Origin of the sequence: Caulobacter ginsengisoli (genome assembly GCF_030814835.1) — a bacterium.
Taxonomy (GTDB): Bacteria; Pseudomonadota; Alphaproteobacteria; order Caulobacterales; family Caulobacteraceae; genus Caulobacter; species Caulobacter ginsengisoli.
Genome location: NZ_JAUSVS010000003.1, coordinates 22,392 through 37,299, shown reverse-complemented (window position 1 = coordinate 37,299; position 14,908 = coordinate 22,392). Strand labels below are relative to the sequence as shown.

General features: G+C 66.1%; 15 protein-coding genes and 1 pseudogene. 8 read left to right on the top strand and 8 right to left on the bottom strand.

Features of this window, described 5'->3' with window-relative positions:
- Positions 1-346: 346 nt before the first annotated feature.
- The 4 genes from QO010_RS09965 to QO010_RS09950 form a co-directional block, all read right to left on the bottom strand.
- On the bottom strand, positions 347-1,924 hold the full coding sequence (locus QO010_RS09965; RefSeq protein WP_307348725.1) for a long-chain-fatty-acid--CoA ligase: 1,578 nt from the start codon (positions 1,922-1,924) through the stop codon (positions 347-349).
- 76 nt (positions 1,925-2,000) lie between these two features.
- The gene (locus tag QO010_RS09960; protein ID WP_307348722.1) at positions 2,001-3,440 is read right to left on the bottom strand and encodes an aldehyde dehydrogenase family protein; all 1,440 of its coding nucleotides are present in this window, start codon (positions 3,438-3,440) and stop codon (positions 2,001-2,003) included.
- A 108-nt stretch (positions 3,441-3,548) separates the two neighbouring features.
- On the bottom strand, positions 3,549-3,971 hold the full coding sequence (locus QO010_RS09955; RefSeq protein WP_307348720.1) for a hypothetical protein: 423 nt from the start codon (positions 3,969-3,971) through the stop codon (positions 3,549-3,551).
- 4 nt (positions 3,972-3,975) lie between these two features.
- Entirely contained in the window at positions 3,976-4,389 is a 414-nt protein-coding gene (locus tag QO010_RS09950) for a hypothetical protein (protein WP_307348717.1), read from the bottom strand.
- 155 nt (positions 4,390-4,544) lie between these two features.
- Between QO010_RS09950 and uvrB the strand changes: the two genes are divergently transcribed.
- Together uvrB and QO010_RS09940 are read left to right on the top strand one after the other, a co-directional pair.
- Positions 4,545-6,800, top strand: a complete 2,256-nt coding sequence (uvrB, locus tag QO010_RS09945) for an excinuclease ABC subunit UvrB (protein ID WP_307348715.1) — start codon at positions 4,545-4,547, stop codon at positions 6,798-6,800.
- 105 nt (positions 6,801-6,905) lie between these two features.
- Positions 6,906-7,955: a ParA family protein gene (locus QO010_RS09940; protein ID WP_307348713.1), complete on the top strand. Its 1,050-nt coding sequence runs from the start codon at positions 6,906-6,908 to the stop codon at positions 7,953-7,955.
- A gap of 148 nt (positions 7,956-8,103) precedes the next feature.
- Here the strand turns inward: QO010_RS09940 and QO010_RS09935 are convergent, their stop codons facing one another.
- Entirely contained in the window at positions 8,104-8,928 is an 825-nt protein-coding gene (locus QO010_RS09935) for a hypothetical protein (protein WP_307348712.1), read from the bottom strand.
- 241 nt (positions 8,929-9,169) lie between these two features.
- Here QO010_RS09935 and QO010_RS09930 point away from each other — a divergent pair.
- The 5 genes and pseudogenes from QO010_RS09930 to QO010_RS09910 all read left to right on the top strand — a co-directional run.
- Positions 9,170-9,433 (top strand): annotated as a pseudogene (locus QO010_RS09930) (DpnI domain-containing protein); the annotation flags it as partial.
- A 181-nt stretch (positions 9,434-9,614) separates the two neighbouring features.
- Positions 9,615-10,346 (top strand): nuclear transport factor 2 family protein, encoded by a 732-nt coding sequence (locus tag QO010_RS09925; protein WP_307348709.1) that lies wholly within the window; start codon positions 9,615-9,617, stop codon positions 10,344-10,346.
- A 69-nt stretch (positions 10,347-10,415) separates the two neighbouring features.
- A complete protein-coding gene (locus tag QO010_RS09920; RefSeq protein ID WP_307348707.1) occupies positions 10,416-10,646 on the top strand; it encodes a DUF2171 domain-containing protein in 231 nt (76 codons plus the stop codon).
- Between the two features lie 69 nt (positions 10,647-10,715).
- Entirely contained in the window at positions 10,716-11,318 is a 603-nt protein-coding gene (locus QO010_RS09915) for a TetR family transcriptional regulator (protein WP_307348704.1), read from the top strand.
- 80 nt (positions 11,319-11,398) lie between these two features.
- Entirely contained in the window at positions 11,399-11,827 is a 429-nt protein-coding gene (locus tag QO010_RS09910; RefSeq protein WP_307348702.1) for a nuclear transport factor 2 family protein, read from the top strand.
- Positions 11,828-11,842: 15 nt separating this feature from the next.
- Here QO010_RS09910 and QO010_RS09905 read toward each other — a convergent pair whose 3' ends face one another.
- Positions 11,843-12,217: a DoxX family protein gene (locus QO010_RS09905; RefSeq protein WP_307348700.1), complete on the bottom strand. Its 375-nt coding sequence runs from the start codon at positions 12,215-12,217 to the stop codon at positions 11,843-11,845.
- 184 nt (positions 12,218-12,401) lie between these two features.
- Here QO010_RS09905 and QO010_RS09900 point away from each other — a divergent pair, with 184 nt between their 5' ends.
- Positions 12,402-12,776, top strand: a complete 375-nt coding sequence (locus QO010_RS09900) for an RcnB family protein (RefSeq protein WP_307348698.1) — start codon at positions 12,402-12,404, stop codon at positions 12,774-12,776.
- Between the two features lie 158 nt (positions 12,777-12,934).
- On the opposite strand, the gene QO010_RS09895 is transcribed toward QO010_RS09900, so the two are convergent.
- Positions 12,935-13,456, bottom strand: a complete 522-nt coding sequence (locus QO010_RS09895) for a hypothetical protein (protein ID WP_307348697.1) — start codon at positions 13,454-13,456, stop codon at positions 12,935-12,937.
- Between the two features lie 122 nt (positions 13,457-13,578).
- Positions 13,579-14,784, bottom strand: a complete 1,206-nt coding sequence (locus QO010_RS09890) for a hypothetical protein (RefSeq protein WP_307348695.1) — start codon at positions 14,782-14,784, stop codon at positions 13,579-13,581.
- Between the last annotated feature and the right edge of the window lie 124 nt (positions 14,785-14,908).

Genomic DNA, 14,908 nt, shown 5'->3' with positions numbered 1-14,908 from the left:
TCAAGCATGACCCACCGTCATTCCATCGAACCTGATCGCCGCGAAGCTGAGTCAGAACGCGACGTTGCCGAAGGTCGTGTCGTTCCCCACGCCGTGGTCCGCGAGTGGTTGAAGTCGATCACCGCGGGCAAGCCGAAGCCCACACCCTATTCGTGGCGCGTGTAGTGCTCATTTCGCGCCCACCCAAACTACCGCTCATCCCCGCGTAGGCGGGGACCCAGGCTTTTTTCGTTTCAGCGGTTGAAACACCTAGGACCAAGAAGACAGGATCGCAGCATCGGACAGCCCGCAAAAACACCTGGGTCCCCGCCTGCGCGGGGATGAGCGGAATTTTAAAGGTGGGCGCCTAGCCCACCATCCGCCCCTTGCCCGCCCAATACGGCTCCCGCAGTTCTCGCCGCAGCACCTTGCCCGATGGGTTCCTGGGCAGGGTCTCGATGAAGTCCACCGACTTGGGCGCCTTGTAGCCGGCGATCTTTTCGCGGCAGTGGGCGATGATGCTGGCCGGGTCGGCGGACTCGCCGGGTTTCAGCACGACGATGGCCTTGACCGCCTCGCCCCATTTGTCGTCCGGCACGCCGATCACCGCGGCGTCGGCGACGGCGGGGTGGCTGAACAGGGCGTTCTCGACCTCGGCCGGATAGACGTTCTCGCCGCCGGAGACGATCATGTCCTTCACCCGGTCGTAGATGTAGAGGTAGCCCTCGTCGTCGAAATAGCCGGCGTCGCCGGAGCGGAACCAGCCCTCGCCGTCGATGGCGTCATGGGTGGCTTCGGGGCGGTTCCAGTAGCCCTTCATCACCCCGACGCTGCGGATCTGGATTTCGCCGACCTCGCCCGGCCCGCCGGCTGTCCCCTCGGGGGTCATCACCCGCACCTCGTAGCCCGGCCAGGGCTTGCCGCAGGAGCGCAGCTTGTCGCGCTCGGGCGCATGATCGTCGGGCGACAGGTAAGTGCCCCCGCCGATGGTCTCGGTCAGGCCGTAGAGCTGGCTGAAGCTGCAGCCGAACCGCGCCTGGGCCTGGCGCAGGGTCTCCTCGGCGATCGGCGAGGCGCCGTAGAAGATGCGCTCCAGCCTCGAATAGTCGGCCGCCTCGACGCCCGGCGTATGGAGCAGCATGTTGATGATGGTCGGCGCCAGGAAGGCGTAGGCCACTTGGTGGGCCGGCAGGGTGGCGATGATCTCGACGGGGTTGACCTCGCGCAGCAGCACGCAGCGCACGCCCTGCAGCATGGCCAGCAGGCCGCAATTGACCCCGGCCACATGGAACAGCGGCATCAGCACCAGGTTGGTCTTGCCGGTCTCATAGCGGGCCCAGCCGGCCTCGATGGCGCTCTTGAACAGCGCCGCATAGTTGGCCTCGGTCAGCTGCACGCCCTTGGGCAGGCCCGTGGTGCCGGAGGTATAGAGCTGGATGACATCGTCGGTCGGCTCGGCGGGGAGCATCGGATCGACCGCCGAATGCTCGCCGATCCAGTGGCGGAAGCCCGGCCAGCGCTCATGACCGGGTTCGAAGCGCACCAGGCCGCGCAGGTCCGGCAGGTCGCTGGCGATCATGTCGATGACGTCCTCGAAGCCCGCCCCCACGACCACCAGCTTGGCGTCGGCGTCCCTGAGGATGAAGCTGACCTCCGGCGGGGCCAGCCGCCAGTTGACCGGGGCCAGGCAGACCCGGGCCTTCACGCAGCCCAGCCACAGGGTGAAAAAGTCGTCGGTGTTCTTGGCCAGCACGCCCACCCGGTCGCCCGGTTTCAGCCCGGCGGCGATCAGGGCGTTGGCGCAGCGGTTGGAGGCCTCGTCCCACTGGGCGAAGGTCGTCGAGCGGCCCTCGAACCACAGCATCTCGGCGTCCGGCCGCAGCCGCGCCTGCACGCGCGGAATGTCGGCGACGCACGTGGCCAGATCGGCCCCCGTGGGTTCCATGGCCCTTCCTCCCCTGGCCGGATGTGAAGCGCGGTTGGGGGCGGCGTACACGCCGCCCCTCCACGTCTTGGCAGTCCTACTCGGCGGCGGCCGGGGCGCTGTTGCCCAGGATGGCCTTGGTTTCCAGGAATTCCCCGAAGGCGTGGTCGCCCCATTCCCGGCCGTTGCCGCTCATCTTGAAGCCGCCGAAGGGGGCCATCATGTCGGGGCCCGCCCCGTTGATGTTGACCTGGCCGGCGCGCAGCCGGCTGGCCACCTTGCGGGCCGCCTCGAGGTCGCCGCCCGAGACATAGGCCGCCAGGCCATACTCGGTGTCGTTGCCGACCTTCACCGCTTCATCGACCGTCTCGTAGCCGAGGATCGAGATGACCGGGCCGAAGATCTCTTCCTTGGCGATGGTCATGTCGTTGGTGACGTTGGCGAAGACGGTGGGCTTCACATAGTAGCCCTTGTCCAGGCCCTCCGGACGGCCGGGGCCGCCGGTGACCAGGGTGGCGCCCTCGGCGATGCCCTTCTCGATCAGGCCCTGGATCTTGGTCCATTGCACTTCCGAGACGACCGGGCCCATGCGGTGGTTGCCGTTGGGATCGCCGACGTCATGCGCTTCGGCCGTGGCCTTGGCGATGGCGATGACCTCGTCCATGCGCTTGCCGGGGACCAGCATGCGGGTCGGGGCGTTGCAGGACTGGCCCGAGTTCATCATCACCGAGCCGACGCCGCCCGAAACGGCCTTCTGGAAGTCGGCGTCGTCGAGGATGATGTTGGGGCTCTTGCCGCCCAGCTCCTGGTGCACGCGCTTGACGGTCGGGGCGGCGTTCTTGGCCACCTCGATGCCGGCGCGGGTCGAGCCGGTGAAGCTGACCATGTCGACGTCCGGATGGCTGGACAGGGCCACGCCCACGCCGGGGCCGTCGCCATTGACCATGTTGTAGACGCCGGCCGGAACACCGGCGGCATGCAGGATCTCGGTCCAGATGTAGCCGGAGAAGGGGGCCACTTCCGAGGGCTTCAGCACCATGGTGCAGCCCGTCGCCAGGGCCGGCGCGACCTTGCAGGCGATCTGGTTGACCGGCCAGTTCCAGGGGGTGATGAAGCCGCAGACGCCGATCGGCTCCTTGACCAGCTTGGTGGTGCCGCGGTCTTCCTCGAACCTGTAGTTCTTCAGCACGGCGACGGCGGTCTGCAGGTGGCCGATGCCCATGGCCGCCTGGGCGCGCTGGGCCAGCCAGGACGGGGCGCCCATTTCCTCGGTGATGGCCTTGGCCATGTCCTCGTAGCGTTTCTGGTATTCGACGATGATCCGCTCCAGCACTTCGATGCGCTGCTCGCGGGTCGTTTGCGACCAGGTCTCGAACGCCTTCTTGGCGGCGGCGACGGCCAGGTCGACATCGGCGGCCGTGCCGATCGAGATGTGGCCGCAGACTTCCTCGTTGGCCGGGTTGATCACGTCGAGGCTCTTGGGGGTGACCGGGTCGACCCATTTCCCATCGATGTAGAATTTCATGTATTCGCGCATGGCCGTCCTCCTTGGCGTCCGGGTCGGGCCGCTACTGCAGCCTCGTTCGGGCGGGCATTCTAGTGATCGGCGATCACTGTGGAAGGGGGATTCGAACGGCTGTTCGGACTAGTCCGTCCGCTTGACCGTAAAGGTCTTGCAGCCCTCACCCAGCACCTGGCCGGAAAAGCCGTCGATGGCCTCGAAATCCCCGAAGCCGACGAAGCCCAGCAGCCCGACCATTTCGTAGCGGTCCGGCCGGGTGATCCAGGTCTCGCCCTGCAGCCGCAGCAGGCCGTTGCGCACCGTCCCGGTGAACCGGTAGCTGCCGTCGGGAACCTTCTGGTCGCCGTCCCGGGCCTTGCCGAAGGTGAAGACCCCGGCGACCGTCCCGTCCTCCTCGCCGGCCAGGAGGAGGTTCAGGCTGGTCTTGCCCTGGTTGCAGACATAGCTGCCGACCCACTCGCCGGACAGGCCGGAGGCGTTGTCGGCCTGGGCCAGGCCTGGCGTTGCGAGGATGAAAAGGGCGGCGAGGATTGAGATCAGGCGCACGGTTTCAGGCCCCGGCCGGGCGGCGGCCCACCAGGAACCCTATGCAGCCGGCCGGGGAAATCCGCCCCGCGAAGCCGTCGAGGGGTTCCGCGCCGAGCTTCGCGGTGAGCCCGATCATCGCGCCATCGGCCGGCTGGTCGAGCCAGCGCTCGCCCCGCAGGGTCAGCACGCCGTCGGTCACCGAACCGACGACCTCATAGCGGCCCTTGGGGATGTCCTCGCTCCCCATCGGCCCGAAGGCCAGGGTCCCCCTGACCTCCCCCGCCGCTGTCCCGGTCAGGTCCAGCGTCAGGCCCGTCTCCCGCTGCGGGCAGCTGTACCAGCCTTCCCAGTGACCGGTCACGAGGGTGGCGTCATCGGCTCGGGCGGCGGCGGGGATCAGCACGGCCAGGGCGGCCAGGACAGGGATCAGGCGCATGAGGTCGTCTCCAGACTTGTCGGCATCCTCGACCCGGAACCCTGGCCCCGCAGCCCCAGTTAAGGGGGAGATACTCAGGCATCCCGCCACCCTGCTGACACGCCCTGGCAGCAGCCCCTCTGGCGCCATCAGCCCGCAGGACCTAACTTCGCATCATGCCCGCTCCCCCATCCTTCCCCGGCGTTGGCCCCGGTCTAAGCGACGTCTCCGCGAAGTTCGTGCACGACCTGGCCGATGCCCAGACGCCCGCGCTGTGGACGCCCCACCGCCCGTCCCGCCCCCAGAAGTCCGAGGGCGGCCGGCGGTTCGAGCTGGTCAGCGACTATGAGCCGGCCGGCGACCAGCCGACCGCCATCCGCGAGCTGGTCCAGGGCATCAGGGACCGCGAGCACGACCAGGTGCTGCTGGGCGTCACCGGCTCGGGCAAGACCTTCACCATGGCCAGCATCATCGCCGAGACCCAGCGGCCGGCCCTGATCCTGGCCCCCAACAAGACCCTGGCGGCCCAGCTCTACAGCGAGTTCAAGAGCTTCTTCCCCAACAACGCCGTCGAGTATTTCGTCAGCTACTACGACTACTACCAGCCGGAAGCCTACGTCCCGCGCACCGACACCTATATCGAGAAGGACTCCAGCCGGAACGAGCAGATCGACCGCATGCGCCACAGCGCCACCCGCGCCATCCTGGAGCGGGACGACGTCATCGTCGTGGCCAGCGTCAGCTGCATCTACGGCATCGGTTCGGTCGAGACCTATACGGCCATGACCTTCAGCCTGCAGGTCGGCCAGAAGATCGACGACCGCCAGCTGCTCGCCGACCTGGTCGCCCAGCAGTACAAGCGCAACGAGCAGGCCTTCGAACGCGGCACCTTCCGCCGGCGCGGCGACAGCATCGAAATCTACCCGGCCCACTATGACGACCGCGCCTGGCGCATCTCGCTGTTCGGCGACGAGATCGAGGCCATCCACGAGTTCGACCCGCTGACCGGCAAGAAGACCGCCGATCTGACCGAGGTGAAGATCTACGCCAACAGCCACTACGTCACGCCGCGGCCGACGCTGAACCAGGCCGCCATCGCCATCAAGGCCGAGCTCAAGGAGCGGCTCGACTGGCTGGTCGCCAACGGCAAGCTGCTGGAGGCCCAGCGGCTGGAGCAGCGCACCACCTTCGACCTGGAGATGATGGAGACCACCGGCAGCTGCGCCGGCATCGAGAACTACAGCCGCTACCTGACCGGCCGCCGGCCCGGCGAGCCGCCGCCGACCTTCTTCGAATACATCCCCGACAACGCCCTCCTCTTCGTCGACGAGAGCCACCAGACGGTGCCGCAGATCGGGGCCATGTATCGCGGCGACTACCGCCGCAAGTTCACCCTGGCCGAATACGGCTTCCGCCTGCCCAGCTGCATGGACAACCGCCCGCTGAAGTTCGAGGAGTGGGAGGCCATGCGGCCCCAGACCACCCACGTCTCGGCCACCCCCGGCAAGTGGGAGATGGAGAAGACCGGCGGCGTCTTCTCCGAGCAGGTCATCCGCCCCACCGGCCTGATCGACCCGCCGGTCGAGGTGCGGCCGGTCAGCAAGGGCGGCACGAGCCAGGTCGACGACGTCATCGACGAGTGCCGCCAGTGCGCCCTGAAGGGCTACCGCACCCTGGTCACTGTGTTGACCAAGAAGATGGCCGAGGACCTGACCGAGTTCATGCACGAGCAGGGCCTGCGGGTCCGCTACATGCACAGCGACGTCGACACCCTGGAGCGGATCGAGATCATCCGCGACCTGCGGCTGGGCGCCTTCGACGTGCTGGTCGGCATCAACCTGTTGCGCGAGGGCCTGGACATCCCCGAATGCGGCCTGGTCGCCATTCTCGACGCCGACAAGGAGGGCTTCCTGCGCTCCGAGACCAGCCTGATCCAGACGATTGGCCGGGCAGCGCGCAACGTCGACGGCAAGGTCATCCTCTACGCCGACACCATCACCGGCTCCATGGAACGCGCTATGGCCGAAACCAGCCGCCGCCGCGAGCGCCAGACGATCTACAACACCGAACACGGCATCACGCCGGAGAGCGTCAAGAGCCGCATCAAGGACATCCTGGCCTCGCCGTACGAGAAGGACCGGGTGACGATCGACGTCGGGGTGGCGGAGGACGCCAAGCCGTTCCTGGGCTCCAACTTCCAGGCGACGTTGCGGGATCTGGAGAACAGGATGCGGGCGGCGGCGGCGAATTTGGAATTCGAGGAGGCGGCCCGGCTGCGGGACGAGGTCAAGCGGTTGAAGATGCTGGACCTGGAGTTCGCGAACGAGGTGATGACGGGGACGGGCGAGGAGGTGGACCGGGCGGCGCCGAAGGCGGCGCGGGCTCAGGCGCGGGCGGAGGCGGCGGAGCGGTTTCGGAAGGGGCGGCGGTAGGGCGCTATAGCTGCGTATCGGGAAGTCGTGCGTCGGAACGCGATATTTTTTAAGCCTATATTGCCCCGACATGCCATATCCGGCTGGAACTAGTAGGGACTCGGCATGGCTATCTACGCTTTCTGGAACAACAAGGGCGGGGTTGGCAAAAGCTACCTGACATTCCAGGTGGCTACCGAATACGCACGGCAGCACCCGGAAAAGCGGGTGCTCGTGATCGATCTTTGCCCCCAAGCCAATTCGTCCAGCATGCTTCTCGGCGGTCTGGTCCACGGTGAAGCCGCACTTGACCAGCTATCTCTAGCGGCACCCCCCCGTACGATTTCAGGCTACATCGAAGATCGCGTTAGAAGCCCCTACGTTAGCCCTCGTAGCGGAGGACACTACGTAGTCCAAGTTTCTGCCACCAACCCGGAGGTGCCTCCGAACGTTCACCTCGTTTGCGGGGATGAGCAGCTTGAAATCCAGTCTTCTAGAGTTCTTGGCGCCACCAATCCTGGCCCACAAGACGCTTGGCGCATTGTTCATCAGTGGATAAGCGATTTAATTTCCGATATTACCGTAGGGTGGGACGACTACACCGTATTTATTGACTGCAATCCAAGCTTCACAATTTATACCGAATTGGCAATGGCTGCCTCCGATCGTCTAATTGTCCCCTTTACGGCTGACGGATCGTCAAAACGAGCGGTACGTGCGCTATTGGCGCTTATCTATGGTGTGCAACGGAATCCTGGTGCGCAGATTTCCCAATTCTATCTGAATACCCAACAATTTCGCCTGACAACACCCAGGATATACGCCTACGTCGGAAACCGACTTACTCAAAATTTAGGTCCAGCTAGCGCGTTCCGAGCAGTAGTGAACGAAATTGGAGACGAAATATTTCGCGTGTGGTTGGCAAATCCTAACCAGTTTGAAATTCATCCAAATGGCGCGCTCCCCCCCCGGACTCGGACGGAATTCAAGCGGATGTTTCAGTATCAAATAAATGATGCAAACACGTCGTCCGTTGTATCTTCCACTCTTGGCATACCGATGCACCGACTAGTTGCAGGAATTAAAAATGTGATGGGCCGGAATGTAATGGTCAATCAAACGCAACTAAACAGTCTGCAGCCAAATATTCGAGATTTCGTTCAAGAAATCGAATAGACGGGAAAGGGGGAGTCCGGGAGTCCGGGGACACAATACCAATTTTCCAACCCCCAACAGGCGAGCGCTTCCCGCCCTCCGCAATGAGGTGACAGGAACAACGGCCCATTTCTAAAGTCCGTAATTTCCCCCCTGGACCAACGGTCGCTCATAGCCCAGTGCCAAGGCGGTCATAGCGAGGCGTATCAAGCATCCGGTCCCGATTCCGATGATAGAATCGGGCAACGCTATCCAGGAGCGCCTCATTGGGAGCCGCATTCAGTTGCCCACTCCTGCAACGCGGAATCCAGACACCGGGTTCGTGGATCGTCAGGTCCGACCTTCCAACATATGCTGAAACCAACGCCAGTCGGTCGTCGATGCAATTGGCCTCCAAGCGTCCCATGCCGCGACGGATCAGGTCTGCGGGAAGCATGTCGGCAAGAACACGCTTTGGATCCTCTAGTCGGTCTTCCTGAGCAACCCGATACTGACCGACTTCGCGCCATGCTTCAGCCGGGCTCTCGTCGGCAACGATGAGATGCGCCACGCCCGCATATGGAAAGCCAAGTGCGAGGAGCGCCTGGCCTTGGGTAAAGCCGAACTCGTTCGGTGACTTTCCCTGCCGAAGATAGGAGGCCCGGATGACCTTGATCTCGATGGCCATGGTCCTTTCGAGAACCAATTCATCCTCCTCGTAGGGGATGATCAGCAGATCAATGTCGCCTGGATTCGTTGCACCGGGAACGATTTGATTGGTCGGAACGACGAGCCCTAACAGAAGACCACTCTTCTGCGGCATCTGCCGAAAAAACGCCCACTCCAGCTGACGGTAGACCTCACCGAACAAGGGGCGATTGGAAATAAATGCGACTGTAGCAGCCAACTCATGCGCTCGTTGCGCGTAGCCAAGGGGGACTGTGTAGAAGGCGCCACCATCACCAACGAGAGGAGGTAGTTGCTCCAACAGAACTCTGTAACGCCATTCATCCATTTCGCTTGCCCCCCTAAACTCACGCCGCCCACCGCCATTCTAACAGTTGGTCAGTTGGACGATCCGTCTCTCCGCCCCAATCGGCGTTGTCGTCGCTGGCGGAAACACACTCTCCACCCAGCGGGGCGGGACGCATAAGCATGGAACTAGGCTTCGAAGAATCCGCCACCCGTTCGACAGCGGCTCTCAGAACGCCCGCGTCTGGTCCGAAACCTGGGTCGCCCGATGATTCTTCTGTCCCGACTGCGGGACCCAGCCGGTCGAGCGGTTCAGGGCCAACCGGCCGGTCGCCGACTTCCACTGTCCCCACTGCCACGCCGAGTTCGAGCTGAAGAGCCAGAATGGCCGGTTCGGGCCCACCGTGGCCGACGGCGCCCATTGCACCATGCTGGAAAGGCTGGCGGCGCGGAACAATCCCAACCTGGCGCCAATGACCTATGATCTGGCCCGGCTGGCGGTTAACAACCTGCTCGTCGTCCCGCGCCACTTCTTCACCCCGGCTTGATCGTCGAGCGCCCGCCCCTGGCCGTCACCGCCCGCCGGGGCCGGCTGGGTGGGCTGCAACATCCGGCTGGGCGACGCGCGCGAATTGGGTAGCTGGATTACGTGTCCCCCAATTTCCCCCAGTTTCCCGCCCGTCTTACCTCGGACTCAACAGCCCGCCCCCGCCCGCGCTATAAGGCGGCATGCGACGGCTCCTGGTCCTGCTGCTCCTGGTCCTCGCCACGCCGGTCCTGGGCGAGCCGCGGTGGGCCGGTCCGGGCGCGCGGCAGTACTGGCCTCTGAAGGCCGAGCGCATCGAGGCCTACCGGACGGGGGACCGGGCCTATTTCGAGGCCCTGCTGGCCGACGACTTCGTCGCCCTCGGTCCTGACGGGCGCAGGGTCGGCCGCGCGGACTATCTGGCCGCGGAGTTCGGCACGGGTCAGCGGCAGGCGCTGGGCACGCGGACGGAGGTCGTCGACTTCGCGGCGACGCGCACGGGGGACACCCTGGTGCTGGCCTATGAGGAGATGGAGGTCACCACGGTCGGAACCGGCCGCTTCGTCACCCATCTCCAGCGGCTGGACGTCTATGTGCTGCGCCAGGGGCGCTGGCGGCTGCAGACCATGTCGGGCGTGCGGATCCCCGAGGCGCCGGCGGCCATGGCTCTGCGGCCCGAACAGCTGGCGGACTATGTCGGCGAGTACGCGTTCGGACCCGGCCTGGTCTCGACCGTCAGGCTGCAGGACGGCCGGCTGGTCGAGCAGACCACGGGCCAGGCCGCCGCGCCGCTCGTGCCTGTCGGACCCGACCTCTTCTACTCCCCCGGGGACCTCGAAGCCCGGGTGCAGTTCGAGCGCGACCCCGCCGGCCGGGTGGTCGCGCAAATCTACCGCTCGGGCTCCCAGGTACTCCGTGGCCCGCGCGCGAACTAGGCGAAAATCTTCGTGGGCCCTTCCTCCGCCCCGCGCGTTACCCCTCCGCAAACGCGAAGGAACGCAGCCATGCACGACCATTCCAACATCAAGGCCGGGGCCGAAGTCATCGGCGCGGACGGCGTCCACGTGGGGACGGTCGATCACATCGACGGCGAGCGGATCAAGCTGAGCCGCGAGGATTCCGTCGACGAGAAACACCACTGGATCGCCGCCGGGCTGGTGGCCGAGATCGAGGGCGACAAGGTGCGGCTGTCGGCCAACGCCGATGTGGCGGTGACCTTCGAGGAAGCCAGCTAAGGCGTCGGGCGGAGGGGCTCAGCCTCTCCTCTTGACCCAACCCCGCGACCACCCGATGCATGGCCCAGCATGGCCCGTCAGGCAGACCGCAGCGCCGCCACCATCCGGCGGATCCTCGACACCGCGCGCGACCTGTTCGCGGCGCAGGGCTATGAGGCCGTCAGCGTCGACATGATCTCGGCCGCGGCCGGGCTGACCAAGGGGGCGTGCTACCACCACTTCGCATCCAAGAAGGACCTGTTCGAACGCCTCATCGACGAGGCGCAGGCGGTGATCGCCGCGCGGCTGGACGCGATGGCAGCGGGCCGGGCCGCCGGGCCGCCGTCGCCGCGGTCCATCGCCGCCGGCGCCGTCGCCTATCTGCGGCTGGCGAACGGTCTGGACGTCCGCAGGCTGCTGCTCGTCGACGGGCCTTCGGTGATGGGCTGGCAGCGCTGGCGTGAGATCGACGACCGCCATTTCGCCGGGCGGGTGCGGCGCGGCGTGACCTACCTGCTGGGGCCAGCCGCCAACGCCGATGAGATCGAGGCGGCGACCCGGGTGATCATGGGCGCGATCATGGAGGCGGCGCTGGCGAGCGGCGCCACCGCCGACCCCGAGCCGGCCATCGTCCGCTACGGCCAGACGATCGAGAGCCTGCTGGCGGGCCTGGCGGGGTCCGGCTCCGGCTGAGATTTACATACCCAGAGTTGGCAAGTTGATTTGCATACCGAAGTATGTAACCTCGGTCTTCCCCAACAGGAGGACCACCCATGGCGACGGCGACTCTCGAACATCCGACCCTGACCGAAAGCGCCCTGAAGGCGGTGTTCGACCGCTATCACGTCGGTTGGGAGACCCAGGACGCCGCCCTGATCGCCAGCCTGCACTCGGCCGACTCGGTCTTCCTGCTGCATGATGGCTCGCCGGCCGTGGTGGGCCGCGAGACCATCCGGCGCCATGTCGAGGGCCTGTTCGCGCGCTATCCCGCCCTGGCGTTCGAGCCGGAGCAGCGCACGCTCTTCGGCCAGAACCGCTGGGTGTTCGACTACGTCATGGTGCTGGGTTCGGCGGGCAAGACCGCCCGGGTCCCCATGGTGGACGTCGTCGACGTGAACGCCGATGGCGAGGTCACGCGCAAGGAGGTCTTCCTCGATCCCGCCCAGGCCCAGGCGGCGCTGGCTGGGGCCGGCCTCGCCTGAGGCAGGCTCCGACCGTCAGAGGTTCATGCCGCCCGCGGCCGCCAACGCCAACAGGCCGCCCAGCATGATGGCGTTGACCAGGCAGGCGCTGATGTTCGCCTGCCGCTCCTCGCCGGCCTTGTCGAACGGCCAATGGGCGATGGCGGTGGCCATGACGACGAAAGCCGCCAGCCCCAGCGCCGCGACGGCCGGGAAGATCCCGGTGATCATCAGCCCACCCAACCCGATCTGCATCCCGATGCCGACCCCGGCCGACAGGGCGGGCAACGGGACGCCCCGCGCGCGCATCATGTCGGTCACTACCGGGTGGTTGCCGATGTTCCTGATCCCGATGACCAGGAAGGCGCCGCCCGTCACCGCGCGCGCCGCCATCAGCAGGGCCTCATTCATGGATCAACGCAGCCGGGCCGCTGTCGGAGGCAGGGGATATGGTCACGGAGCATCCTCATCCTGTCTGGCCAGCAAGCTAGACGCCGTCAGCCTGCTCGTCTTGAACGGATCGGACAAGCGCGCCGGCGGATCAAAGCGGCCCCGGGGGCGTTAGCAGGCCCGGGGGAAACGCTGGAGCCACGCCATGAAACGCCTTCTGCTGACCGCCCTCGCGTTGTCGCTCGCCCTGCCCGCCGCCAGCCTGGCCGATCCGGGCGGCAAGGGCGGGGGCAAGCATGACCAGCGCGCCGGCCCGCCGGGCCAGGGCTGGGCGCCCCCCGGCCTCGCCAAGAAGCCCTACGGCCTGCCGCCTGGCCAGCTGAAGAAGCGCTGGCAGCGCGGCGAGCGCCTGCCGGTCGCCTATTATGGCCAGCCCCGCTACTACGTGACCCAGCCGGTCCGCTACGGGCTGCGGCCGGCGCCCCCCGGCTATCGCTGGGTCCGGGTCGATGACCGCTACTACCTGGCGCAAACCCGCACGGGCGTGATCGCCGAGATCATCAGCGCCCTGGCCCGATAGCGCCGGAGAAGCGGCGGCGGCGACCGCCCCCTACCGCGCGACGCGCTGAATGGTCGAGGCATCTCCCATCGCCACCAGCTTGGCGCGGTCCAGGGCGATGGCGTCCTCGCTGAAATAGTCCGCCGAGTGGGCGGCGCCGCCGGGGTCCATGGCCAGGGTCAGGTCGCTCGAGGACCGTCGTAGTAGGTCTTGGGCAGGCGGACGATCACCTGCTTGGCGTCCACCTGTTCGACCCGCACGATGGCGTCCATTTCCGGCCGCTCCGGGTTGTCGACCAGCTTGGCCAGGTCGAGCTTGTAGAGGTCGCCCGCCACCGGCTGGGCCAGCATGGCCTGGTCGCGCCTGTGGTCGGCCGCGTCGGAGATGCCGACCCAGACAACGAAGGCCGCCACGGCCCCCAGGAAGCCGGCCCATCCCCAGCGGTCCCAGACGGGAATGCCGGGCCGCTTGAAGCCCTGCTGCGCCACCTTCTGCGGCACCCGCTCGGCGTGGCCGCAGGTCAGGCACTGGTTGGCGTAGCGCCGGTCGGTCACCCAGCGGGCCAGGTACCAGATGTGGCGCATCTTGTAGATGACGCGATGGCGGAACGGCTTCTGCTCGCCGCAGGTGGGGCAGTCGCCCTGTTCGACCGTTCCGTACGGGCGCTGCTTATAGGCGCTACCCCAGACAATATAGACCAAGACGCAAACCCCGACACAGGGGGCCGCCCTCGCCCCCTCGGCGCGCCTTCCCCCAAACCCACGCTAACCGACCCGGCGGCGCGGCAAAAGAGCATCACGCGGCGGGCTTCGGAATCGGGAGGCTAGTGGTGTTTGGCGGCGTCGGCCTCGACCAGCAGCTGCTTGTCGCTGTGCAGCTGGTTGGACAGCTGCTCATGGATCTTCAGGCTGCCGTAGCGATGCCAGTTCTCGGTGCTGAGGGTCGAGCGCACCAGGTCCAGCGGGGTGCGCCAGCCGGCGACCGCGTAGGAGGCATAGTTCATCGCCGCGATGGTCAGGCCGGCGATCGCCATGACCACCCATTTGACCATGGGCAAATCGGGCAAGGCCTTGTGATTCACCCAGGCCAGCAGCAGGCCGGCGACCAGCAGCGACACGGCGATGATCCAGGTCGCGGCATAGCCCGTCCGGTTGATGAAATAGTGGGCCCGACGGACCCGCCACATCTGGATCTGAACAAACCGCTCGATGAAATCCAGCCGGCCGGCGACCCAGTAGGCGATCATCATCCAGCGGCCCGCCTCTTTGGGCCAGCGCTTGCGGTTGGCGTCGTTCAGCTCGGTCTTGCGGCCATCGATCTGCTTCATCAGCTTGGTGAACAGGTTCGACAGCGACTGGGTGCGGCTCATCGCCTGGGCGTTGACCACATTGGCCGTGTTGCGCAGGGCGTTCTGATAGAGCAGGGCCAGCAGCCGGTTGGCGGCGGCGAAGACGATCAGGGTCGCCAGGGCCGCGCCGATCGCGATGGCCAGCAGGGCGGGCCAGCCACCGCCGCCCCGGCCACAAAGCCGTGTCTCCAGCAGCGGCAGGCTGCAGTCCTTGGCATCCAGGAAGGCCGGATTGAAGATCAGCGCCAGCAGCAGGGCGGCCGGGACGATCAGCAGCAGCTTCTTGACGGCCACGAAGACCATGATGTTGCGCTGAAACATGTCGGCAAAGGCCCGCAGCAGCATGCGGATGTCATGATCGCCCACCGAGCCGCTGCCGCCGGGAAAACGCTCGGCGCTCTCCGCTTCAAGAATCTCGTGAAACCGCCGGGGCCGGCTCAGCCGGGGGATGGGTCCCCCCTGATAGGCCCCGTCCTCGACCCACGGCGCGCCCGGCTCGTAGGGAAACATGTCGATCTCGGTGGTGAAGAACTTCTCCATCCGCTTGAGATGCTCAGCGTAGGACTGGTCGTCCTTGACCAGTTCCGTGTAATATTCGATCGGCCGTGTCTTGACCTCCCAATGCTCGATCCATTGGAAAAGCGTGAACGGCCCATCATGAATCTTGCGATCGTCAGCCACGCCCCAGCGCCCTCCTTTTCGCTCCGCAGGCGCATGATACACGCCTTGGGCGACGACCCGTAACCCTGCTCGCCCCGAGCGCGAAAAGTCCGCGTCCCGCCGGTCGCGCGGAAGGGGGCGCCTT

Coding starts and splice junctions, on each gene's coding strand:
- QO010_RS09965 (WP_307348725.1), bottom strand. CDS start 1,924: ATGGAACCCACGGGGGCCGATCTGGCCACGTGCGTCGCCGACATTCCG.
- QO010_RS09960 (WP_307348722.1), bottom strand. CDS start 3,440: ATGCGCGAATACATGAAATTCTACATCGATGGGAAATGGGTCGACCCG.
- QO010_RS09950 (WP_307348717.1), bottom strand. CDS start 4,389: ATGCGCCTGATCCCTGTCCTGGCCGCCCTGGCCGTGCTGATCCCCGCC.
- uvrB (WP_307348715.1), top strand. CDS start 4,545: ATGCCCGCTCCCCCATCCTTCCCCGGCGTTGGCCCCGGTCTAAGCGAC.
- QO010_RS09940 (WP_307348713.1), top strand. CDS start 6,906: ATGGCTATCTACGCTTTCTGGAACAACAAGGGCGGGGTTGGCAAAAGC.
- QO010_RS09935 (WP_307348712.1), bottom strand. CDS start 8,928: ATGGATGAATGGCGTTACAGAGTTCTGTTGGAGCAACTACCTCCTCTC.
- QO010_RS09925 (WP_307348709.1), top strand. CDS start 9,615: ATGCGACGGCTCCTGGTCCTGCTGCTCCTGGTCCTCGCCACGCCGGTC.
- QO010_RS09920 (WP_307348707.1), top strand. CDS start 10,416: ATGCACGACCATTCCAACATCAAGGCCGGGGCCGAAGTCATCGGCGCG.
- QO010_RS09915 (WP_307348704.1), top strand. CDS start 10,716: ATGGCCCGTCAGGCAGACCGCAGCGCCGCCACCATCCGGCGGATCCTC.
- QO010_RS09910 (WP_307348702.1), top strand. CDS start 11,399: ATGGCGACGGCGACTCTCGAACATCCGACCCTGACCGAAAGCGCCCTG.
- QO010_RS09905 (WP_307348700.1), bottom strand. CDS start 12,217: ATGAATGAGGCCCTGCTGATGGCGGCGCGCGCGGTGACGGGCGGCGCC.
- QO010_RS09900 (WP_307348698.1), top strand. CDS start 12,402: ATGAAACGCCTTCTGCTGACCGCCCTCGCGTTGTCGCTCGCCCTGCCC.